Below are 19,160 nucleotides of genomic sequence, written 5' to 3'. Positions count from 1 at the left end.
TCGTCGCGTGGCGCGCGCGCCGCGCACCCGGCCTCGCGCGCAAGCGTTGCCGGGCCACACGGCGTGCTGCACGTGGCGTGCCAGGCAAGGCCGGGCGGCGCCGGGTTCGCTATTCAGTCTAACATTGACGCCGAACATGTATCCATCGAATTGCGCGGGCTGTCGCTAGCGCGCACGCGGGCGGTCTTGCGTCGCTCATGCGCCACTCATTTGCCGCCCGCCGGCAGCGCGGACCGGTCATTCACGCAGCGGGCAAGAATTCGTCGGGTGCGCCGGACCCGCCTAGCAGATCGGCGAGCACGGCTTTGTCGAATGTCCAGGGAATGGGCGCGGCTCTCACGTGCGTGCGCACGTGCGCAATGAACGCCTTGCGCGAGATTTCGCGCCCGCCGAGCGAGGCGAGATGCGCGGTGTTCTGCTGGCAGTCGATCAACTCGACGCCGTGGCGGCGCAGATGCGCGACAAGCGCCGCGAGCGCGATCTTCGAGGCGTCGGTCATGGAGGCGAACATCGACTCGCCGAAGAACATCGTGCCGAGCGCCACGCCATAGAGGCCGCCCACGCGCTCGCCGCCGAACCAGGCCTCGACGCTGTGCGCATCGCCCACGCGGTGCAGGGCGGAGTAGGCGTCGATCACGTCGCCGGTGATCCAGGTGCCGCGCTGGCCGCGCCGCGGCGCGCACGCGCACGCGCGCATCACGGCGGCGAAATTATGGTCGACGCGAATTTCCCACGCGTTTTCACGCAGCACGCGCTTGAGCGTTTTCCTGAATGAGGGCGAGACCTTGAATTCGTCGGGGCGCAGGATCATGCGCGGGTCGGGGCTCCACCAGAGCACCGGCTGGCCATCGGAGTACCACGGGAAAATGCCGCGCCGGTAGGCGTCGATGAGGCGCGCGGGGAGCAGGTCCGCGCTCGCGGCGAGCAGGCCCGGCGCGCCGCTCGACGCGCCGAGTGCGCGCTCGACGGCAGGAAACGGTTCGTCGGGCGAAAGCCAGGGGACCATCGTTGCAGGCGCAGTCAGAAGGGGAGATCAGCCGTCGCGCAGCGAGCGCAGGACGTCGCCGGTGTGCAGCCCGAAGCTGCCCGACTGGCGATCGGCGAAGAAGCAGCGCAGGGTCTGCCCGACCGTTGGAAACGCAATGTCGTCCCAGGGAATCTCGTGCTCTTCGAAAAGCCGCACTTCGAGGCTTTCCTCACCGGCTGCGATATCGATGTCGAGCAGGCGCGCGAGATAGAACAGATGCACCTGGTGCACGCGTGGCACGTTCAGGAGCGAAAAGAGGTTCTGCACCTCGACGCGCGCGCCGGCTTCCTCGAGCGTCTCGCGCGCCGCGGCTTCGGCGGTCGTCTCACCCATCTCCATGAAGCCGGCGGGCAGCGTCCAGTAGCCGTAGCGCGGCTCGATCGCGCGGCGGCACAACAGCACCTTGTCTTCCCAGACCGGAACCGTGCCGACCACGTTGCGCGGATTCTGATAGTGGATGGTGCCGCAGTGTGAGCAGACGTAGCGTTCGCGATTGTCGCCGGGCGGAATGAGCAGGCTTACCGCCTGACCGCAAGTCGAGCAGAATTTCATGGGCACGATAGGGGGATGGGTGATGCGAGTTTATCACCGCTCAGTGGCTTCGCTGAGCGCCTTCGATCACGTGCGCAGCGCCATGAATGCCGTGCTTTTGAAACCGCGCTGTTAGGCCTGCCGTTATGCCTGCCGTTATGCCCGCTGTTATGCCCGCTGTTATGCCCGCTGTTATGCCCGCTGTTATGCCCGCTGTTATGCCCGCTGTTATGCCCGCTGTTATGCCCGCTGTTAGGCCGTTAGAACCGTAAACGGAAAAAGGGTTACAAGCCGATGACCTGTAACCCTTTCGAATTCTGCTGGTTGCGGGGGTAGGATTTGAACCTACGACCTTCGGGTTATGAGCCCGACGAGCTGCCAGACTGCTCCACCCCGCGTCCGTCGAAGAAAAGATTATACGACGGTTCGCGCCGCGTTGCAACAACAATGACGTGCGCCTTTCCATGCGTTTGCAAAATGTTTGCAGGGCGCGCGCATTGGTTTCCCGAATCGTCAGGATAGAATCGGGGCTCGTTCGGCGCCGTGCACGCTCGTTGCAACGTCCACGCTGCGCCTTTGCCTTCTACAGCGCACCGCGCTTCATTCGCCTCTTCCATGGACATTTCCCTCGATCTGCAATCGATAGCCGCTCAGGAGCACGCGCTGGTGTTTCCCCGTTTCGACGCCGATCGCGCCTGGCAGGTCGGCTCGTATCTGCATGAACTCGCGCGCGCTCGCGCGCTGCCCGTCGCCATCGATGTGCGCACCTTCGGCCAGCAGCTCTTCTTTTGCGCGCTGGACGGTGCCACGCCCGACAACGCCGACTGGGTGCGCCGCAAGTCGCGCGTGGTCGAGCACTTCCGGCGCAGTTCCTACGCGATCGGCTTGCGCATGCAGCAAACCGGCACGACGCTTGCCGACAAGCACGGTCTGCCGATCAGCGATTTCGCGCCGCATGGCGGTTCGTTTCCGCTCGCGGTGGCGGGGGCGGGCGTGATCGGCTCGATCACGGTCTCGGGCCTGCCGCAGCGCGCCGATCACGAACTGGTGGTCGAAGCGCTCTGCGCGCAGCTCGATGTCGACTACGCGAAGCTCGCGCTCGCGAAGGTCTGACACGATGCGCCTTCCTCCGTTCTCGGCCTGGACCTGGCTCGTCATCGCGATCGTCGCGGAAGTCATCGCCACTTCTGCGCTGCGCGCGTCAGATGGCTTCACGCGGCTCGTGCCGTCGGCGATCGTCGTGGTGGGGTATGGCATTGCGTTCTACGGGCTCTCGCTCACGTTGCGCAGTTTGCCGGTGGGCATCGTCTATGCGGTGTGGTCGGGCGTGGGCATCGTGCTCATCACGCTCGTGGCAATGGCGCTCTACCGGCAGGTGCCCGATCTGCCGGCCGTGCTCGGGCTCGGGCTCATTGTGGCCGGCGTGGTCGTGCTGAATCTGTTCTCGAAGATGCAGGCGCATTGAAAGAGGGCGGCCGAACCGGCCGGATCTCATCGCCCCATCGGCCACGTTCGCGCCGGACATTGCGCCTCGCGCGTAACATGGCCGATTAGCGCCGTGCGCCGGGTCGTCCTCCGGCGGCAGTGTGCTATTTGCTGATTTTTCCCACGGGGCTGGACATGATCATTCGTTTTCCCGCCGACGCGCCGCTCTACCGCGACGCCAATCTGACCGTGGTCTTTCCCGCACTCGTCGACGGCACACGCGTGCCGTGCGCGATTTCCGTCGAGGCGCTCGAGGACCATTTCGGCGCGCTGCCCGCGAACCGCGACGCGTGGATGCAGGCGTTCGACGCCGGCCGCCCGCGCATCGAGGCCGTGGCACGCGCCCATCTCGAACTCAGCAACGGCACGCCGGTGCTGCTCAAGAGCGGTCACTTCCCGCCCGGACGCCTCGACTCGTAAGCTTGTACGCGTAGCAAGGCTCGCCCCGCTCGGGCGTCACGGGAAATTTCGGTTGCCGCAACTGGCTAGCGTCGCCATGGGCATTGTCGAACGCAAGGACCGCGAACTCCACACGAAGCACGCCGCGCGCGCGCACGGCCAGCGCGAGCGCATCCTCGACGCCGCGCGCCGCATCGTCATGCGCGAAGGCCTCGCCGCGCTCTCCATGCGCAAGATCGCCGACGCGATCGGTTATTCGCCTGCGTCCCTCTATCTTTATTTCGCGGGCCGCGACGAGATTGCCGAGGCGCTCGGCCGCGAAGGTTACGCGCAACTCGCTGCGCAGCTCGAACCGCTTGCGCTGATCGACGACGCGCGCGAGCGGCTTCATGCGCTCGCACACGCGTACGTGGCGTACGGTTGCGATCATCCTCAGACCTACGAACTCATCTTCATGGCGCACAAGGCGCGCCCGGAGCACGAGGGACCGGCCGCCCGCCGTCGGCGCGGCGCGCTGGCCGATGTGGCTGGCGCGTCTGAAGCGGACGCCGCGCCGGCCTGCGGCGCGCGGCTCTTCGCCGCCACGCTGTCCGCGCTGACGCCCGCGAGCGGGGCGCCTGTCGACGGCTCTCTGCTTGCGCAGTCGCTTTGGGCCACGCTGCACGGCGTGGTGATGCTCACGTGCGCGCGGGCCGGCTTTCAGCACACGGCGCCCGGTCCGTTGATCGACGCCACGCTCGATGCCTGGTTCGGCGCACGCAGAGTCGCGGCGACGTTGCCGACCGTGCGAGCGCCCGGTGTGGCGTCGTGATAGCCTCAGAAAGTCCGTGATGGCGCCACGCCCGATTCAGGCGCCGCTCATCGTTCTGTCTTGCCAATCGCCATGTCACACGAAGCCAACGCAAGCCCGACCGCAGCCAATGCCGACTCGCATGTGATGACGCGCGTCGCGAACCGCATCGGCTATATCGAACTCGAGCGCCCGCAGGCGCTCAATGCCCTCACCACCGCCATGGTCCGCACGATGCACGCGGCGCTCGATCGCTGGCGCGACGACCCGCGCGTGCTCGCCGTGATCGTGCGTACGCGCCACGCGCGCGCGTTCTGCGCCGGCGGCGACATTCGCTTCCTGTACGAGTCGTACCGCGCGGGCGAGCAGGCGGCGCTCGATACGTTCTTCGCCGACGAATATCGCCTCAACCATGCCATCTTCACGTATCCGAAGCCGTACATCGCGATGCTCAACGGCGTGGTCATGGGCGGCGGCATGGGCATCTCGCAGGGCGCACATCGCACGGGAGGCCTGCGGCTCGTGGGTCCGACCACGCGTATGGCGATGCCGGAGACGCGTATCGGCCTCTTTCCCGATGTCGGCATGGGCTGGTTCCTTGCGCGCACCCCTGGTGCGATCGGCCGCTATCTCGCGGTGACCGGCGGGACGCTCGATCAGGCCGGCGCAGTCTATGCGGGCCTCGCCGATGCGTCGCTCGACGAGTCCGCGTGGCCGGCGCTCCTCGATGCGCTGGAGAGCGAGCCGTTTGCGAGCGGCGCGGAAGTGGTCGCGCGCATCCGCCGGGCGGCCGTGCCCGCGCCCGAGTTGCAGCGTCTCGCCGAAGGTTCGTTGCTGGCCACGATGCGCGGCTGGATCGACCGGCATTTCTCGCTCGCAGACGTGCCGGCCATGCTGGCTTCGCTCGAAGCCGCCCGCCATGCGGGCGCAGGCGAGCAAGCGCAATGGGCCGCGCAGACGGTGGACGTTCTGCGCGAGCGTTCGCCGCTTTCCATGGCGGTGTCGCTCGAGGTGGTGTCGCGCGCGGAAGGCACGATGGCCGACTGCCTGCGCCGCGACCTCGACCTCACGCGCTCGAGCTTCGCGATTGGCGACGTGATGGAGGGCATACGTGCGCGCATCATCGACAAGGACAATCATCCGCACTGGCGCTTCGCCAATATCGAAGACGTGCGCCGCGAAGACGTCGAGCGGATGTTCGAAAGTCCCTGGAGCCTGATGGAGCACCCGCTGCGCGAACTCGTCGGCTGAGCCGGCCGGCGCGAGCGAAGGACGAGGCAAGGGCGGGAGAAGCGTGGGGGAAAAGCGCCGCGGGAAAAAGCGGGCCGCGCATTGAGCACGGCCCGCAGACGGGGGTCAGTCTTCGACGGTTTCGCTCATGAACGCGCGCATGAAAACCAGCGCGCCCCAGCCCCACATCGCATTCGAAGCGAAGCCCGTCGCAAGCCGCGGCAGCATGTTGCCGGTCGGCCAGATGCCGCGCAGCGGATCGACGACGAACACCATCGCCGCGGTGAGCACGATGCCGCCGAACACGAAGGCCTGAACCCACGGTGCAGGACGCGATGGCGACACGCGCAGCAGCCACGCCATCAGCACGGCCCAGATGGCGCTCCAGATCGCATTCACGAGGAACTCGGGCAGCCCGAACGGCTGGAACGGCTCCGTCGAAAATCCGGCCGCGTCGATGACCTGCGCGGCATGCAGGAGCGCGAGCGTCGCCTCGCGAAAGAAGAGCGACGCCAGAAAGCCGGATACGAACGGCAGAATCAGTTTTTGCATGGAATCTTGCGAGAGCTTCTTGGCTTCACTGCGCAATGCGCCTCATGGAGCGGTGCGCGCGCGGCATGCCGGTGTTTTTGTGGGTGCGTGCGACATTATATCGGCGCGCGGTGCGCGCGAGGCGCACCGTATGCTAAAGCGTCGGGCAAAGCACGAAAGTGGAAAACCTAAGCTCAAAAAAATCGTTCTAAAGGGTGCGAGCGGTCCCTAGACTGGTTCCCCATGAAGACGGCGCCGCCGTCGCCGGGCGCGCTCGCGAGGCGCACGGGGAACGCGCCGGCGCATCCCGTCCGCTGTCGAATCCTTTCAATCGAGCCACGAGCGGCGCGTTCGTTTGCGCGGCGTACCCGTGCGCGTTCGCTGGCCGGCAGTCATCGGATTCGTATCTGGAAATTACAGGCAGGAGCAACGCATGAATGTGTTCTGGTTCATCCCGACCCACGGCGACAGCCGCTATCTGGGCACGACCCAAGGGGCGCGGGCGGCCGATCTCGCGTATTTCCAGCAGATCGCCGCCGCTGCCGATACGCTCGGCTACGAAGGCGTCCTGCTGCCCACGGGCCGCTCGTGCGAGGATGCGTGGGTCGTGGCGTCGAGCCTCATCGCCGCAACGCGGCGTCTCAAGTTTCTCGTGGCGATCCGCCCGGGCCTCTCGTCGCCGGCGCTTTCCGCGCGCATGGCTGCTACGTTCGACCGGCTCTCCAATGGCCGTCTGCTCATCAACGTCGTGACGGGCGGCGATACGGCCGAGCTGGAGGGCGATGGCCTCTTCGTCGATCACGACACGCGCTACGAAATCACCGACGAATTCCTGCATATCTGGCGCAAGCTGCTCACGGCATCGCACGCGAACGAGGCGATCGACTTCGAGGGGCGCCATCTGCGCTCAGTGGGCGGCAAGGTGCTGTATCCGCCCGTGCAGCACCCGCATCCGCCGTTGTGGTTCGGCGGCTCGTCGCCGGCCGCGCACGCCATGGCAGGCGAGCACATCGACACCTATCTGACGTGGGGCGAGCCGCCCGAGGCTGTCGCGCGCAAGATCGCCGACATTCGCGCGCGCGCCGCCGGGCACGGACGCACGATCCGCTTCGGCATTCGCCTGCACGTGATCGTACGCGAGACCGAGGACGAAGCGTGGGCCGCCGCCGACAAGCTCATCAGCCACCTCGACGACGAAACGGTTGCGCGCGCCCAGGCTGCGTTCGCAAAGATGGATTCGGAAGGCCAGCGCCGCATGGCCGCGCTGCACGGCGGCAAGCGCGGCACGCGCAAGGATCTCGAAGTGTATCCGCACCTGTGGGCGGGCGTTGGGCTCGTGCGCGGCGGCGCGGGCACGGCGCTCGTCGGCAATCCTGAGCAGGTGGCCGCGCTCATGAAAGAATATGCGCAACTCGGCATCGAGACGTTCATTCTGTCCGGATATCCCCATCTCGAGGAATCCTACCGGTTTGCAGAACTCGTGTTCCCGCTGCTGCCGGGGCGCGCGGCGAAGGGCGCGGGCGGCCCGCTTTCGGGACCGTTCGGCGAAGTGGTCGGCAATCACTACCTGCCGAAAATGAGCCAGAGCTGAGGCGCTGGAGACAGGCAGCAATCGTGGAGGACGCAACGATGACGCAATCGGCAGTCACGGCCGCACCCGCGCGCAATCGCGCGAGGCGAGGAGGCGGCACGCTTCGCGCCGCGCGGGCATTCGTACGGGCGAGCCGGCGGCGGCTCGCCCCCTGGCTCGTGCCGCTGGCGGTGCTGGCGATCTGGGAGCTCGCCGCACGCAGCGGCGCGCTTTCGACGCGCGTGCTGCCCGAGCCGCTCGCCGTGGTGCGCGCGGCCTGGTCGTTGATCGAGTCGGGCGAAATGTGGGCGGACGTGCGCGTGAGCACGTGGCGGGCGCTTTCGGGGTTCGCGATCGGCGGCGGCATCGGTCTCGTGCTCGGGCTGGCTACAGGGCTTTTCAAGCCCGTTGAAACCGCGCTCGATTCGACCGTGCAGATGGTCCGCAATATTCCCGCACTCGCCATGATTCCGCTCGTGATTCTCTGGTTCGGCATCGGCGAGGAGGCGAAAGTCTTTCTCGTGGCGCTGGGCGTGTTTTTTCCCGTGTACGTGAATACGTTTCACGGCATCCGGTCGGTGGACGCCAATCTCGTCGAAATGGCGCGCAGCTATGGGCTCAAGGGTTTCGCGCTCTATCGCGAGGTGATATTGCCGGGGGCGTTGCCTTCGATTCTCGTCGGCGTGCGCTTTGCGCTCGGCCTGATGTGGGTGACGCTGATCGTCGCCGAGACGATCTCCGCGCAGTCGGGAATCGGCTACATGACGATGAACGCGCGCGAATTCCTGCAAACCGATGTGGTGGTGGTCGGCATCCTGCTTTATGCGGCGCTCGGCAAGCTCGCCGACTGGCTTGCGAAGTCGCTCGAGCGTATGGCGCTGCGCTGGCATCCCGCTTACCAACAGGAGAACGAAGCATGAGCGCGAGTCAGCTGGCGCCGAACCATGGCGTGGGTTGGGATGCCGGGCGCGTGCGTGCGCGCGAACGGAACGACAGGACGCAAGCGGCGCGCGAGGGCGCGGTACCGCGCACGCATACGCCCGAAGTGGACGCCGCCGTTGCCCTGCGCGGTGTGGGCAAACGCTACGGCGAGCGCGCCGTGCTCGCCGGCTTCGATCTTGCGATCGAGCGCGGCAGTTTTGTCTCGATCGTCGGGCGCAGCGGTTGCGGCAAGTCCACGTTGCTGCGCCTGATCGCCGGCCTCGAAACGCCGGACGAGGGCGCAGTGGAGCGGCGCGGCGCAGAAGGATCGGCGCTCGATACGCGCATCATGTTTCAGGACGCGCGCCTCTTGCCATGGAAGACCGTTTTGCAGAACGTGATGCTAGGACTTGGGCGCGGCGCGCGCGACGATGCCCGCGCGGTGCTCGACGAAGTGGGCCTGCTTGCGCGCGCCGACGAGTGGCCCGCGCGTCTCTCAGGCGGCCAGCGCCAGCGCGTAGCGCTTGCCCGCGCGCTCGTGCATCGCCCGAGCCTGTTGCTGCTCGACGAGCCGCTCGGCGCGCTCGACGCGCTGACGCGCCTCGAGATGCATGCGCTGATCGAACGCCTGTGGCGCGAGCATCGCTTCACTGCGCTGCTGGTGACACACGACGTGCACGAAGCCGTCGCACTGGGCGACCGAATCTTGCTCGTCGAGGCGGGGCGCATCGCGCTCGATCAGCACGTGCCGCTCGAGCGCCCGCGTGCACGCGTCGACGCACGCTTTGCCGCGCTCGAGGAGGCCGTGCTGCAGCGCGTGCTTGGCCACGGCCCAGAGCAGGCCGACGGGCGGCCATCGGGCGCGGTGGCCTGAATTCACAGGAATCCTCTTGTTTATATTCGAACACACGGAGCCGAATCTATGAGCATTACCGCTATCAACGTGCGCAACCAGTTTCGCGGCAAGATCAAGGAAATCATTCGCGGGCCCGTCGTTTCGGAAGTCGATGTCGACACGGCATTCGGCATCGTCACGTCGGTCATCACCACGCGCTCGATCGACGAACTGGAGTTGAAGGTGGGCTCGGAAGTGGTCGCGCTGGTGAAGTCGACGGAGGTGTCGATCGCGCGACTGTGAAGCGCGCCCAGGCGTCGGTGCCGCCCGCGAGTCGCGGCGCGCGCAAGTGCTAGCATGAACCGTCAGCGAAAGGCGGAGAGGCGAGCATGGAGCCGAAGGGTATCGACATGGGCGACTACCAGGAGCGCTACAAGGACTACGATATCGAAGTCGCGGTCGAGCAGGTGCTCACGGGCGTGAAGGCGCACTATCGTGTGCTGAAGGGCGAAACGGTCGTGGAGGACTGGCAACTCGTGCATATCACGCGCCTCTGGTCCACCGAGCACGCGGCGGCGCAGGCGGGTTTCGAAGCCGCGCGCGCGTGGATCGATGCGCGCGCCGCGCAGGCACGCTAACGTTTGCCCTGTGAGCCCGCGCCGGGCGACTGACTTGCCCGGCGCTCTGCATCGGCGAACAGGTCGCGGAGCTGCTGGCGCTCCGCGCCGGTCAAATGTGCGGCGGCGGCCGGCATGGTGAGCACCAGCTGCAGCGTGAGGTTGCCGCGCACGCCGTTGCGGTCCGCAAGCCCAGCACCCGGCAGACGGATTGGCGTGCGCGCATTCGCGTTCGCCGGAATTTTCACTTCGAAGGTGCGGCCAAGGACCTTTGCCTGAACGCCGCCGCCCAATATGGCCGTCACGCACTCGATGGGAAGCTCGCAGGCGAGATCGAGCCCGTTGCGCGTGAAGCCCGGGCCGCAAACGATGGAGACGGAGAAAGTCGCGTCTCCCGGCGGGCCCCCGCCCACGCCGGGATGGCCGCCGCCGGCCACCACGAGACGCTGACCGTCCCATGCCCCGCGCGGAATCTCGACGACTTCCGACTTGCGCCACGTTTTCACGCCGGTTCCGTGACACTGTTCACAGAGCGCGCCGCGATCTTCCTGTTCGCACGCGGGACACGGACCTTTGACAGGGTAGTGGGCCTGGATGCCGCCGCCATTGATCGCGACTTCGAGCGGCACGAATAGCTCGACGAGGCAGTTGGCGCCGCGCATGGGCGGGCCCTCGCGGCGCTGGCGCGGTGGAGCTTCGCCGTTGCGCGTCTTGCTGGCCGGAGCCGCGGCGCCGGTTGTCCTGGCCGTTGGCGCAACGCGCCGGCCGCTCAGAATCTCGAAGGCTTCCTGAATGAGCTTGAACACGGGCTCGACTGCCGCCTCGCGACCCTTGTTGCGGTCGGGGTGGTACTCCGCGCGCAGTTGACGGTAGGCGCGCTTGATCTCTGCCGGCGACGCAGTCTCCGGCAGTTGCAGCCGCCTGTAGTATTCCTCGAAGCTCAAGGGCGTTCCCGGGTGTCTCTCGCACACAGACGCAAAAAAGCCCGCAACCAGTGCGGGCTCGTTTGTTCACTGCTGAATTCTTTGGGGTGGCTGATGGGACTCGAACCCACGACAACAGGAATCACAATCCTGGACTCTACCAACTGAGCTACAGCCACCGCTGTTTTCCTCAACTAGCGCCGCTTTGAAAGCGGCGTCAATCGAGAAGCAAGATTATATACATATCAAAGCCGGCTTGCCTAGCCCTTTATTCAAGAATTTCGTCCGGAACGCGCAGATATTCGCGTGCCTCGTCGAAGATCGCGAGATCTGCCTTCGCGAGCTTGCGGCTGTCCGAGAGGATGCGGCGCCATCCGCGTGCGCCGGCCACGCCGCGATAGAGGCCCAGCGCATGGCGCACGATCGCCCCCAGGTAAGTGCCGCGCGCGATTTCGCTCGCGCAGTACTCGATCAGCCTTGCTTCCACTTCCTCGCGCGTGAGCGCTGCACCGGTTGCGCCATAGAAGCGCGCATCGACGTCGGCGAGCACGTAGGGGTTGTGGTAAGCCTCGCGGCCGAGCATCACGCCATCGACATGCTGTAAATGCTGCTCGACTTCGTCGAGCGTCTTGATGCCGCCGTTGATGACGATTTCGAGCTGCGGGAAGTCGCGCTTGAGCTGGTACGCGTAGTCGTACTTGAGCGGCGGGATTTCGCGGTTTTCCTTCGGGCTCAAGCCCTTCAGGATCGCGTTGCGCGCGTGCACGATGAACACCTCGCAGCCCGCTTCGGCAATCGTGCCGACAAAGTCGCGTACGAACGCATAGTCCTCGACCGTATCCACGCCAATGCGGTGCTTGACTGTCACGGGCACGGATACGACGTCGCGCATCGCCTTCACGCAGTCCGCCACCAGTTGCGGTTCGTTCATCAGGCAGGCGCCGAACGCGCCGCGCTGCACACGCTCGGACGGGCAGCCGCAGTTCAGGTTGATCTCGTCGTAGCCCCACTGTTCGCCGAGCTTCGCGGCGCGCGCGAGGTCGTCGGGTTCGCTGCCGCCCAGTTGAAGCGCGACCGGCGCTTCGGCCGGCGTGAACGCGAGATGGCGCGGCACGTCGCCGTGGAGGAGGGCGCCCGTCGTCACCATCTCCGTGTACAGCCACGTGTGCCGGGAAATGAAGCGATGCAGCGAACGGCAGTGGCGATCGGTCCAGTCCATCATCGGCGCCACCGACACGCGACGAGGGGTTGATTTCATTGGATTTTGCTGAGAATTCATATAGATACGGGCGCTTTCAGGTTGCGTGATTTGCGTTGCAAATCCGTCGTTTTTGTTGGTTTTTTACCCAAAGTGCTACGATGTAGGCCTGAAAAATATCGTGTAGCACTGGGGAGCCCATGGGGACGATTACGCAGCGCGCGCGCAAGGATGGAAGTATAGGCTACACCGCCCAGATCCGCCTGAAGGAGGGTGGTCGCGTGGTGTTCACGGAGGCCCAGACCTTCGACCGGCGCCAGGCCGCGCAGTCGTGGCTGGACAAGCGCGAGCGCGAGCTGGCGCAGCCCGGCGCGCGCGAGTCAGCAAAGCAGGAGGACCCTCTGCTGGCGGACGTGATCGATCGCTATATTCGTGAATCGAAGCGGGCAATCGGTCGCACGAAGGAACAGGTGCTACGCACGATCAAGGAATCCGCGATCGGCGAAATGCGATGCAGCCAGCTGAGGAGCCAGTCCTACGTGTCGTTCGCACAGGGGCTGAAAGTGCTACCGCAGACAGCTGAGAACTATATGTCGCACCTCAGCGCCGTGGTGACGGTCGCGCGGCCCGCCTGGGGTTATCCGCTCGAGGAGAAGGAGCTCACGGATGCGCGGACCGTCCTGAAGAAGCTCGGTGCCACAGGGAAATCGGCGCAGCGCGACCGCCGGCCGACTCTGACGGAGCTCGACCGGATCCTGACCCACTTCACTGAGATCCGTCACCGGCGTCCGCGCAGCGCACCGATGTGCGCCCTCACCGCGTTCGCGATCTTTTCGACGCGCCGCCTCGAGGAAATGCTACGGATCGAGTGGAAGGACTTAGACGAGGCCGGGTCGCGGATTATGGTGCGCGATCTGAAGCACCCTGGACAGAAGATCGGAAATGACGTCTGGTGCGACCTTGTGCCCGAGGCACTCCGTATCATCAAGGCGCAGCCGCGCACCGACGACCGGATTTTTCCCTACGGAAATGACGCCGTCGGGATGGCGTTCACGCGCGCGTGCCAGTTCCTCACGATCGACGATCTGCATTTGCACGACATGCGGCATGAAGGCGCGAGCCGCCTATTCGAGATGGGCTGGAACATCCCGCACGTCGCCACCGTGACGGGGCATCGCAGCTGGGCGAGCCTGAAGCGCTACACGCACCTGCGCCAGACCGGCGACAAGTTCGCCGGCTGGAAGTGGCTCGACATCGTTGCGCCGCCTCAGGCGCAGAGTTGATCGCATTCCTTGACGGCCGCCGCACGGCGCTCGTCGATGTATTTCGCGAGGTCCTCGACATGTACGCCCTTCGCGCCCTTTTGCGAGGCCTCCATGCGCACGAGCGGAAGCTTGATCTCGCCGCCAGAGATCTTCCGCAGCAGCGTTGGCGGCGTGAGCGGTGCGAAATAGTCTCGGCAGACGATATCGAGCGGAATGATCGCCGTTGCGCCATATTGGGCGAGAAGTAGAAATTCAGTTCTCATCGTTCGTTTCCGTCGTGCTTTCCGGCTTGCCGTCGAGATCGCGTTGAGTGCGCGCGATCGCCTTGTTCACGCAGTCGCGCGCCTCGCCGGCGCGCCCATCGATCGTCATGACGCGAGCAATCTCATCGAGCGCCCACAGCAGGGCAGTCACGCCGCGCTTGTTGTTGCTGCCAGCGCGCGATGAATATCCGCTGGCGGTTTCTATAGCAACCATCGTGCTGGCCTTCGTGATTCGGTTCACGTTGCGGCTTCCCTTAAAGGCTTGATCAGGCTGGCGGCCTCCGCATGGAAAGCCGCCTTCTTTTCGTAGGTGCGTTTCAGCGACGCCTTATAGGGCATCGGCATGTTGGCCTTGTTGTGCTCGGCGAGATGCGCCCATCGCTCGTGCTGCTCGCGGTGCCACAGGAACAACTGATCAAGTGTCACGGGACGTCTCCTCGGCGCCAGCGGGCGGCATATCAAGCTCGTCACCGCACTCGATGCACACACGGTCCGAACGCAAGTAGTCGTGTGCACACGTATCGCTCGGCGCAGCCAATTTGCGGGCATCCGCAATATGGTCGGAGGGCTGATTGTTTTCGCTGCTCATTGCTTGTCTCCTTTCGGTGCGGTGTCCGCGCGCTTCATGAAGGTGATCCAGTGCGTATCTGCGCGCTTGCCCGACTTGTGGCCGAACAGCGGTTGCTGGTCGGTGAGCGCGAGGATTTCGCCTACCTTGATCTGCGTCTCGTTCCATTTGAAGATCAGCACACCCTCGTCGGCGAGCACGCGGAAGCACTCGGCAAAGCCCCGGCGCAGGTCATCACGCCAGTCGCTCGACAACTTCCCGTACTTGGCGGCGAGCCAGCTTCTCGGGCCGGCGCGCACGAGGTGCGGCGGATCGAACACGACGAGCTTGAACGAACCATTGGCGAACTCCATCGCGCGGAAGTCCATCGTCAGATCGGGCGACACGCTCAAGATGCGCTCGCCGTCCTCTCTGCCGTGCGACCTGTCGGTGACAGATACGGTCTCGTTGCGCACGTCGCAGAACTGTACGGCCGGGTTTTGCGGATCGAACCAGAACATGCGGGTGCCGCAGCACGGATCGAGGATCGTTTTCGATTCACTCATCGGTGGCCTCGCGCGTGATTGGCGCTGCCGCATCTGCGGCGACGGTAGGCGTAGGGGCGGCGAGCAAGGCGCGCAGCGTGGCTGCATGCTTGTTGGCGTGGTCGTGCCAATCTTTCCCGAAGTGGTGCAGCAGGTTCGCGCCGCTGTCGTGACCAGCGAAAATCTTCAGCATGAGCGCGGCCTTTTTGATCGCCTCGCGCTGCTCGTTTAGCGCGGGCACGCCATCAAACGGGAAAGAGGCGTCCGCTCCCTTCATGCCGTGATATTCGGCGTTCGTGCGCTTCAGAGCGCAGGACGCGATTGCACCGGTATCGAGAATGCGCGTGCGCCGGTTGACCACATCAAAGTGCTTTCCATCCGCATACCAGCGCAGCGCTTCTTCAGGTGTCCAGTCGGTGCGCTCCAGGTCGCGTTGGATAGATTCCGGGATCGGCGCTGCCGCAGCAGGATCGACAGTGGGCGTAGGGGCGGCGAGAAGTACTTCGCCGTCGAGCGGGACGGTTCCTTCCTCGAAGCCAAGAATGCCGCCGCAAAGCGCCGACCGCGCGATGCTGCCGTCTTCGATCATCGTGCAATCGTCGTCGCGCTCGCTGCACAGCCAATTCTGCGGCTCGCCGCTGACGGTATCGAACTGCTGATGATCTTCGTCGATGGTGTAGTGGTGGCCGTGGGCATAGAAGCGCAGCGCGTCGAGCACTGCTTGCGGCACGGTCGGCGCTGTCGCAGCAGGGGCGACGTTCTCGATGGCTTCGAGTGCCTCCTCCCACGGGTCATTGGCGTTGGAGTGCTCGCCAATATCAACGCCGAGATGCGCGGCAATCGCTGCGGCCAACTTGTCGGCCATTTCGTGATACTCGTCCCGCTCGCTCAGCGTCTGGTCCCACAACTCATCGTCGGTCGGTCGCGCAGCAGGGGCGACGGGAGCGGCGAGAAGCGCGCGCGTTGCTGCGATTACACGATTGATATTGCCGCGTCCTGGTAATAGTTCGACGCCGGCTTTATCGAAAGCATCGACGATCGTCTCATCCGGGACCGACGCTTGCGCCGAATCGGAAGGGAGAGCATCGAGCAGATCCCGGATGATATTCGCGCTCGCCGCGCCGTCATGCGTCAGGTCGTCAATCGAATCTCCACCATGTTCCGTGTCGAATGTGTGCGCAATGAACTGGCGAAGCTGTGCGATTGTGTAGCCACCGTAGGTTTTTGCATCCATGTCGGGTCATTCCTCGTAAGTTATGCGGCCGTGCCGGCAATCTGCTTCTCGTGCGCGAAGTTGGCAACGATCAGCGCCGTGGCAACATCGGGGCACACGCTGTTGCCGATCATGCGCACCTGTGAAGACTTTGAAAGTGGCTTGCCGTTGACTACCGGATTGATGACATAGCTGGCCGGGAAGCCCTGCGCGAGCTTGAGCTCGTGCGGCTGCAGCATCCGCATCCCGATGTCGACGATCACGTACTGCTCGCCGCTGATTGTGACGATGCCGAACGCGTCGGGCCCGTGGTACTTCTCTAGGAGCGCACGCACTTCGCCCACATGGCCGCCGCCAGCGGTGAGCGTCGGCATCGGCTCGCGCACGTCCTGGCCGAATTGGTTGTTGCGCAACTTCACGAGGTGAGAGGTCACGACAGACGTATCGGCTTTGCTGGTGACAGTGGCGAGCGGCTCACCCGCGTCGCGCGGCCGGGACTGTCCCGCGCGACCACCACAACCGACGAGCTGCGCGGTGACGAGGTGGTGATGGTCCTGCGTCGTGATCGTGCTCGTTGGCTTATCTAGCGCCGCGCCGGGAGACTCGTGACCGCCGTAGTGCTTCGCTAGGAAGGCTGACACGACCGCGTGCTTCACGCCGCCGGCGACCGCAGTGCCGAGCGGCTTTTCTAGGCCTGGTACGCGCGGTTCTTGGCCTTCGCGCTCTCCGTAGCCAGTTTGAATCAGCGTCGCGGAAACGATTCCCATGGCGTGCGCTGCGCCGGCCGGTCGCGCGCAATCACCGCCTGCGGTAACAGTGTGCAGAGGCTGATCTGCTGAGCTACCCGTGCTGTTAGCGCGAAACTTCGTGATGTGTGCAGCAATAAGCGCCTGCTCGCCGCGGTGCGCCCCGGTGATGGTCGCAATCGGCATATCGACAGATGCCGTGCGATCTGCGCCGTGGTGCGTGACGTGCATCAGGGTCGGCGAGATAAGGCCGAAGCGCGGCGCGCCGGCCATCACCGTGTGCAATGGTTCGTCCAGCGTCTGGCCGGTGCTGTTCTCCTGAAACTTCACGATGAAAGGATCCGCACTGTTCACCACGAACTTCATGATCCCTTTCGCCACGCGGCGCAGCGTTGCATCCTTCAGCGGCTTCGAGCGCTCGAAGATCGACGGACATGGCAGCGACCAATCGATGCAATCCGCAGCGGTGCGCCACGGCAGCAGTTTGCCCGTGCGGACGGCAGCGCTCTTCTGGTCGCCGTGCGTCGGCGTCGGCCAGACGATCGGCAGGTGGTCACGGCGCGCCACGAGAAAGAGGCGCTTTCTGATCGTCGGCGCGCCGTAGTCGCACGCGCGCAGCTCGCGCCAGTCGACGACATATCCTTGGGCACGCAGCGCGTTCACGAACGACCGGAACGTCCGGCCGCGATTCTTAGGGCACGGCGTGCCATCGGCCGTCAGCGGGCCCCACGTCTGAAATTCCTCGACGTTCTCCAGCATTATCACGCGCGGCTTGACCTTCGCGGCCCAGCGCAACGCGATCCAGGCGAGGCCGCGGATCTTCTTCGATACTGGCTTTCCGCCCTTCGCCTTGCTGAAGTGCTTGCAATCGGGCGACAGCCAGACTAGGGCGACAGGCTGATTGCCGGTGATGGCGATCGGATCGACGTCGAACACGCTCTCGCAATAGTGCTTCGTGTGCGGATGGTTCGCGGAGTGCATCGCAAGCGCTTCCGGGTCGTGGTTGATCGCGACATCGACCGGGCGCCCGAACGCGCGCTCGAGGCCCGTCGACGCACCGCCGCCGCCTGCGAAATTGTCGATGATCAGCTCGCTGCCGAGGTCGAGCGGCAAAGACATCGTGTCACGCTTCATGAGAGCGTCTCCGATAGGTTTTGGTGAAAGCGGCATTGACTGCGTGCCCGCGATCACGGACCACATTCGCCAGACGCGCGCGGTCCTGATGGCTGGCTGTCGCCTGTCGCATCAGCCCGAAGTAGGAGTTGGCGACGGGCATCAGATCGGCAGCCGGCGTGGCCGCAACGCGCCGCAGCGCTTCGTTGCGCGTGCGCTTGCGCGTCTCGCGGCGCCACGGCTTGATGACCTGCCCGACGAAATCGACGCCACGGTCAACCGGCTGCAGGATCGTCTTGCGCGGGTTCAGGCGCACGCCGAGGCGCGTGGGCAGAAACGCGTCGACATCGCGCAACGCCGCGTTGAGCCAGTCGGCCGATTCGTGCAGAAACAGGAAGTCATCCACGTATCGGATGTAGTGCCGCGCGCGCAGCACGTGTTTCGCGCGCTGGTCGAGCACGTCCAGATAGACGTTGGCGAAAAACTGCGACGACAGATTCCCGATCGGCAGGCCGAGGTGCTCTGGCTGATTCATCAGCCTCTTGTGCGGCGGCACTAGATCCATAAGGAGCGGATCGCCTCGCATCTCGAAATTGGTGCGAGGGTCGTGCATCAGCACCGCCTCGGCCAGAGCCATCCACCACGGCTCATCGATGCGGGCCGCGAGCAACTCGCGCAGGACCACCTTGTCGATGCTGACAAAGAAGTTCGCCAGATCACACTTCAGGTAGAAGGCCGGGCGGCTCCAGTTCTGCGTGATGCTGCGTACCTTCGCCTCGAGGCGTTGCGCAGCGTAGAGCGTGCCGCGTCCCTTGATGCAGGCGCAGCTGTCGGCGATGAAGGCGCGCTCGAAGCGCGGGCCGATGCGGTTGTACAGCAGGTGATGAACGATGCGATCGCGGAAGTCGGCTGCCCAGACCTCGCGAGGCTTCGGTCTGGTTATCACGAAGCAGATCGAACGGCCCGGGGTATAGCTGCCGTCGATCAATTCATCATAAAGCAGCCGCAGGTTGCGTTCGAGGCGCCCCTCGAACGCGAGTGCGCTGCGGCTATTGCGCTTCGTGCGCCGGCAGGCGAGGTAGGCCTCGACCAGTTCGGCGAACGAAAACGGGTTTCTATCTGCGGACGGCGCGGGCGCGGAACTCGTTGTTCTGGTTGTTGTAGTTCTGGTTGCCGTTGTTGAAGTTCTGATACCAGGCCCAGCCGGAAATATCGTGCTATCTACGTTGCCGCGCCGATCGCTCAGCGGGGAAACTGCGCCGGACCGGACAGCCTGCTGGCGGACGGTATCCGTGGTGCGCATGGCGGTGGCCTCGTGAGCCAGCGGCACGACCAGATTGAAAGTTCGCTCAGCCATGAAAGTCTTGACCTCCACGGAGCGGGCGATTACCTGCGGATTTCTTCCATGCCG

Annotated in this window: 24 protein-coding genes and 2 tRNA genes; 11 read left to right on the top strand and 15 right to left on the bottom strand. The window is 65.0% G+C overall.

Annotation, left to right across the window (positions count from 1 at the left end; genetic code table 11):
- Positions 1-241: 241 nt before the first annotated feature.
- The 3 genes from aat to C7411_RS12160 form a co-directional block, all read right to left on the bottom strand.
- Positions 242-1,006 (bottom strand): leucyl/phenylalanyl-tRNA--protein transferase, encoded by a 765-nt coding sequence (gene aat / locus C7411_RS12170; RefSeq protein ID WP_110384547.1) that lies wholly within the window; start codon positions 1,004-1,006, stop codon positions 242-244.
- Positions 1,007-1,033: 27 nt separating this feature from the next.
- Complete coding sequence (locus C7411_RS12165) at positions 1,034-1,579, bottom strand: NUDIX hydrolase (protein WP_110384546.1); 546 nt, start codon at positions 1,577-1,579, stop codon at positions 1,034-1,036.
- Positions 1,580-1,879: 300 nt separating this feature from the next.
- Positions 1,880-1,956, bottom strand: a tRNA-Met gene (locus C7411_RS12160).
- A 217-nt stretch (positions 1,957-2,173) separates the two neighbouring features.
- On the opposite strand from C7411_RS12160, the gene C7411_RS12155 reads away from it, so the two are divergent.
- The 5 genes from C7411_RS12155 to C7411_RS12135 all read left to right on the top strand — a co-directional run bounded on the left by C7411_RS12155 (position 2,174) and on the right by C7411_RS12135 (position 5,483).
- Positions 2,174-2,671, top strand: a complete 498-nt coding sequence (locus tag C7411_RS12155; RefSeq protein ID WP_110384545.1) for a heme-degrading domain-containing protein — start codon at positions 2,174-2,176, stop codon at positions 2,669-2,671.
- A 4-nt stretch (positions 2,672-2,675) separates the two neighbouring features.
- A complete protein-coding gene (locus tag C7411_RS12150; RefSeq protein ID WP_110384544.1) occupies positions 2,676-3,023 on the top strand; it encodes a DMT family transporter in 348 nt (115 codons plus the stop codon).
- A 155-nt stretch (positions 3,024-3,178) separates the two neighbouring features.
- Positions 3,179-3,463, top strand: a complete 285-nt coding sequence (locus tag C7411_RS12145; RefSeq protein WP_042268605.1) for a DUF1488 family protein — start codon at positions 3,179-3,181, stop codon at positions 3,461-3,463.
- Between the two features lie 76 nt (positions 3,464-3,539).
- The gene (locus C7411_RS12140; RefSeq protein WP_110384543.1) at positions 3,540-4,253 is read left to right on the top strand and encodes a TetR/AcrR family transcriptional regulator; all 714 of its coding nucleotides are present in this window, start codon (positions 3,540-3,542) and stop codon (positions 4,251-4,253) included.
- Between the two features lie 72 nt (positions 4,254-4,325).
- Positions 4,326-5,483 carry an enoyl-CoA hydratase/isomerase family protein gene (locus C7411_RS12135; RefSeq protein WP_110384542.1) on the top strand — a complete coding sequence of 386 codons (1,158 nt, stop codon included), beginning with the start codon at positions 4,326-4,328 and terminating at the stop codon, positions 5,481-5,483.
- Positions 5,484-5,588: 105 nt separating this feature from the next.
- Here the strand turns inward: C7411_RS12135 and C7411_RS12130 are convergent, their stop codons facing one another.
- The gene (locus C7411_RS12130) at positions 5,589-6,014 is read right to left on the bottom strand and encodes a hypothetical protein (RefSeq protein WP_110384649.1); all 426 of its coding nucleotides are present in this window, start codon (positions 6,012-6,014) and stop codon (positions 5,589-5,591) included.
- Between the two features lie 412 nt (positions 6,015-6,426).
- On the opposite strand from C7411_RS12130, the gene ssuD reads away from it, so the two are divergent.
- From ssuD to C7411_RS12105, 5 genes are all read left to right on the top strand, one after another.
- Positions 6,427-7,584: an FMNH2-dependent alkanesulfonate monooxygenase gene (gene ssuD / locus C7411_RS12125; RefSeq protein ID WP_110384541.1), complete on the top strand. Its 1,158-nt coding sequence runs from the start codon at positions 6,427-6,429 to the stop codon at positions 7,582-7,584.
- 38 nt (positions 7,585-7,622) lie between these two features.
- Positions 7,623-8,483 (top strand): aliphatic sulfonate ABC transporter permease SsuC, encoded by an 861-nt coding sequence (gene ssuC / locus C7411_RS12120; RefSeq protein WP_110384540.1) that lies wholly within the window; start codon positions 7,623-7,625, stop codon positions 8,481-8,483.
- Positions 8,480-9,358, top strand: coding sequence for an ATP-binding cassette domain-containing protein (locus C7411_RS12115; RefSeq protein WP_110384539.1), 879 nt, complete (start codon positions 8,480-8,482; stop codon positions 9,356-9,358). The genes ssuC and C7411_RS12115 overlap by 4 nt, the downstream gene beginning before the upstream one ends.
- A gap of 48 nt (positions 9,359-9,406) precedes the next feature.
- Positions 9,407-9,622, top strand: coding sequence for a TOBE domain-containing protein (locus tag C7411_RS12110; RefSeq protein ID WP_028204871.1), 216 nt, complete (start codon positions 9,407-9,409; stop codon positions 9,620-9,622).
- 86 nt (positions 9,623-9,708) lie between these two features.
- Entirely contained in the window at positions 9,709-9,957 is a 249-nt protein-coding gene (locus C7411_RS12105; RefSeq protein WP_110384538.1) for a DUF6566 family protein, read from the top strand.
- On the opposite strand, the gene C7411_RS12100 is transcribed toward C7411_RS12105, so the two are convergent.
- From C7411_RS12100 to dusA, 3 genes are all read right to left on the bottom strand, one after another.
- Positions 9,954-10,880 carry a DnaJ C-terminal domain-containing protein gene (locus tag C7411_RS12100; protein WP_133253649.1) on the bottom strand — a complete coding sequence of 309 codons (927 nt, stop codon included), beginning with the start codon at positions 10,878-10,880 and terminating at the stop codon, positions 9,954-9,956. The two genes, C7411_RS12105 and C7411_RS12100, sit on opposite strands and share 4 nt — an antisense overlap.
- 82 nt (positions 10,881-10,962) lie before the next feature.
- Positions 10,963-11,038 (bottom strand) — tRNA-His (locus tag C7411_RS12095).
- A gap of 89 nt (positions 11,039-11,127) precedes the next feature.
- Positions 11,128-12,138 (bottom strand): tRNA dihydrouridine(20/20a) synthase DusA, encoded by a 1,011-nt coding sequence (gene dusA / locus C7411_RS12090; RefSeq protein ID WP_181431334.1) that lies wholly within the window; start codon positions 12,136-12,138, stop codon positions 11,128-11,130.
- A gap of 119 nt (positions 12,139-12,257) precedes the next feature.
- On the opposite strand from dusA, the gene C7411_RS12085 reads away from it, so the two are divergent.
- Entirely contained in the window at positions 12,258-13,340 is a 1,083-nt protein-coding gene (locus C7411_RS12085) for a tyrosine-type recombinase/integrase (protein WP_110384535.1), read from the top strand.
- On the opposite strand, the gene C7411_RS12080 is transcribed toward C7411_RS12085, so the two are convergent.
- Genes C7411_RS12080 through C7411_RS12055 form a run of 8 tightly spaced genes read right to left on the bottom strand, consistent with a single transcriptional unit; the run spans position 13,325 to position 19,124 of the window.
- On the bottom strand, positions 13,325-13,585 hold the full coding sequence (locus C7411_RS12080; RefSeq protein WP_110384534.1) for a pyocin activator PrtN family protein: 261 nt from the start codon (positions 13,583-13,585) through the stop codon (positions 13,325-13,327). The genes C7411_RS12085 and C7411_RS12080 overlap by 16 nt on opposite strands.
- Positions 13,575-13,826: a hypothetical protein gene (locus tag C7411_RS12075; RefSeq protein ID WP_110384533.1), complete on the bottom strand. Its 252-nt coding sequence runs from the start codon at positions 13,824-13,826 to the stop codon at positions 13,575-13,577. The genes C7411_RS12080 and C7411_RS12075 overlap by 11 nt, the downstream gene beginning before the upstream one ends.
- On the bottom strand, positions 13,823-14,011 hold the full coding sequence (locus C7411_RS37020) for a hypothetical protein (RefSeq protein WP_133253648.1): 189 nt from the start codon (positions 14,009-14,011) through the stop codon (positions 13,823-13,825). The genes C7411_RS12075 and C7411_RS37020 overlap by 4 nt, the downstream gene beginning before the upstream one ends.
- On the bottom strand, positions 14,001-14,174 hold the full coding sequence (locus tag C7411_RS37455; protein ID WP_165822789.1) for a hypothetical protein: 174 nt from the start codon (positions 14,172-14,174) through the stop codon (positions 14,001-14,003). The genes C7411_RS37020 and C7411_RS37455 overlap by 11 nt, the downstream gene beginning before the upstream one ends.
- Complete coding sequence (locus C7411_RS12070; protein ID WP_110384532.1) at positions 14,171-14,698, bottom strand: class I SAM-dependent methyltransferase; 528 nt, start codon at positions 14,696-14,698, stop codon at positions 14,171-14,173. The genes C7411_RS37455 and C7411_RS12070 overlap by 4 nt, the downstream gene beginning before the upstream one ends.
- A complete protein-coding gene (locus tag C7411_RS37820) occupies positions 14,691-15,911 on the bottom strand; it encodes a hypothetical protein (protein ID WP_181431333.1) in 1,221 nt (406 codons plus the stop codon). Before C7411_RS37820 ends, C7411_RS12070 begins: the two co-directional genes overlap by 8 nt.
- 20 nt (positions 15,912-15,931) lie before the next feature.
- Positions 15,932-17,770, bottom strand: coding sequence for a DNA cytosine methyltransferase (locus tag C7411_RS12060; RefSeq protein ID WP_110384531.1), 1,839 nt, complete (start codon positions 17,768-17,770; stop codon positions 15,932-15,934).
- A complete protein-coding gene (locus C7411_RS12055; protein WP_446430422.1) occupies positions 17,760-19,124 on the bottom strand; it encodes an RNA-directed DNA polymerase in 1,365 nt (454 codons plus the stop codon). The genes C7411_RS12060 and C7411_RS12055 overlap by 11 nt, the downstream gene beginning before the upstream one ends.
- Positions 19,125-19,160: the final 36 nt, after the last annotated feature.

It is taken from the genome of Paraburkholderia silvatlantica (assembly GCF_003096715.1).
GTDB classification, from domain to species: Bacteria; Pseudomonadota; Gammaproteobacteria; order Burkholderiales; family Burkholderiaceae; genus Paraburkholderia; species Paraburkholderia silvatlantica.
Note: the sequence above shows the minus strand (reverse complement) of the source record. Positions and strands in the feature narration are given on the sequence as shown.

Coding starts and splice junctions, on each gene's coding strand:
- ssuC (WP_110384540.1), top strand. CDS start 7,623: ATGACGCAATCGGCAGTCACGGCCGCACCCGCGCGCAATCGCGCGAGG.
- C7411_RS12070 (WP_110384532.1), bottom strand. CDS start 14,698: ATGAGTGAATCGAAAACGATCCTCGATCCGTGCTGCGGCACCCGCATG.
- C7411_RS12115 (WP_110384539.1), top strand. CDS start 8,480: ATGAGCGCGAGTCAGCTGGCGCCGAACCATGGCGTGGGTTGGGATGCC.
- C7411_RS12085 (WP_110384535.1), top strand. CDS start 12,258: ATGGGGACGATTACGCAGCGCGCGCGCAAGGATGGAAGTATAGGCTAC.
- C7411_RS12140 (WP_110384543.1), top strand. CDS start 3,540: ATGGGCATTGTCGAACGCAAGGACCGCGAACTCCACACGAAGCACGCC.
- aat (WP_110384547.1), bottom strand. CDS start 1,006: ATGGTCCCCTGGCTTTCGCCCGACGAACCGTTTCCTGCCGTCGAGCGC.
- C7411_RS12155 (WP_110384545.1), top strand. CDS start 2,174: ATGGACATTTCCCTCGATCTGCAATCGATAGCCGCTCAGGAGCACGCG.
- C7411_RS12135 (WP_110384542.1), top strand. CDS start 4,326: ATGTCACACGAAGCCAACGCAAGCCCGACCGCAGCCAATGCCGACTCG.
- C7411_RS12105 (WP_110384538.1), top strand. CDS start 9,709: ATGGAGCCGAAGGGTATCGACATGGGCGACTACCAGGAGCGCTACAAG.
- C7411_RS12110 (WP_028204871.1), top strand. CDS start 9,407: ATGAGCATTACCGCTATCAACGTGCGCAACCAGTTTCGCGGCAAGATC.
- C7411_RS12150 (WP_110384544.1), top strand. CDS start 2,676: ATGCGCCTTCCTCCGTTCTCGGCCTGGACCTGGCTCGTCATCGCGATC.
- C7411_RS12080 (WP_110384534.1), bottom strand. CDS start 13,585: ATGAGAACTGAATTTCTACTTCTCGCCCAATATGGCGCAACGGCGATC.
- ssuD (WP_110384541.1), top strand. CDS start 6,427: ATGAATGTGTTCTGGTTCATCCCGACCCACGGCGACAGCCGCTATCTG.
- C7411_RS12130 (WP_110384649.1), bottom strand. CDS start 6,014: ATGCAAAAACTGATTCTGCCGTTCGTATCCGGCTTTCTGGCGTCGCTC.
- C7411_RS37820 (WP_181431333.1), bottom strand. CDS start 15,911: ATGGATGCAAAAACCTACGGTGGCTACACAATCGCACAGCTTCGCCAG.
- C7411_RS12145 (WP_042268605.1), top strand. CDS start 3,179: ATGATCATTCGTTTTCCCGCCGACGCGCCGCTCTACCGCGACGCCAAT.
- dusA (WP_181431334.1), bottom strand. CDS start 12,138: ATGAATTCTCAGCAAAATCCAATGAAATCAACCCCTCGTCGCGTGTCG.
- C7411_RS12165 (WP_110384546.1), bottom strand. CDS start 1,579: ATGAAATTCTGCTCGACTTGCGGTCAGGCGGTAAGCCTGCTCATTCCG.
- C7411_RS12060 (WP_110384531.1), bottom strand. CDS start 17,770: ATGAAGCGTGACACGATGTCTTTGCCGCTCGACCTCGGCAGCGAGCTG.
- C7411_RS37455 (WP_165822789.1), bottom strand. CDS start 14,174: ATGAGCAGCGAAAACAATCAGCCCTCCGACCATATTGCGGATGCCCGC.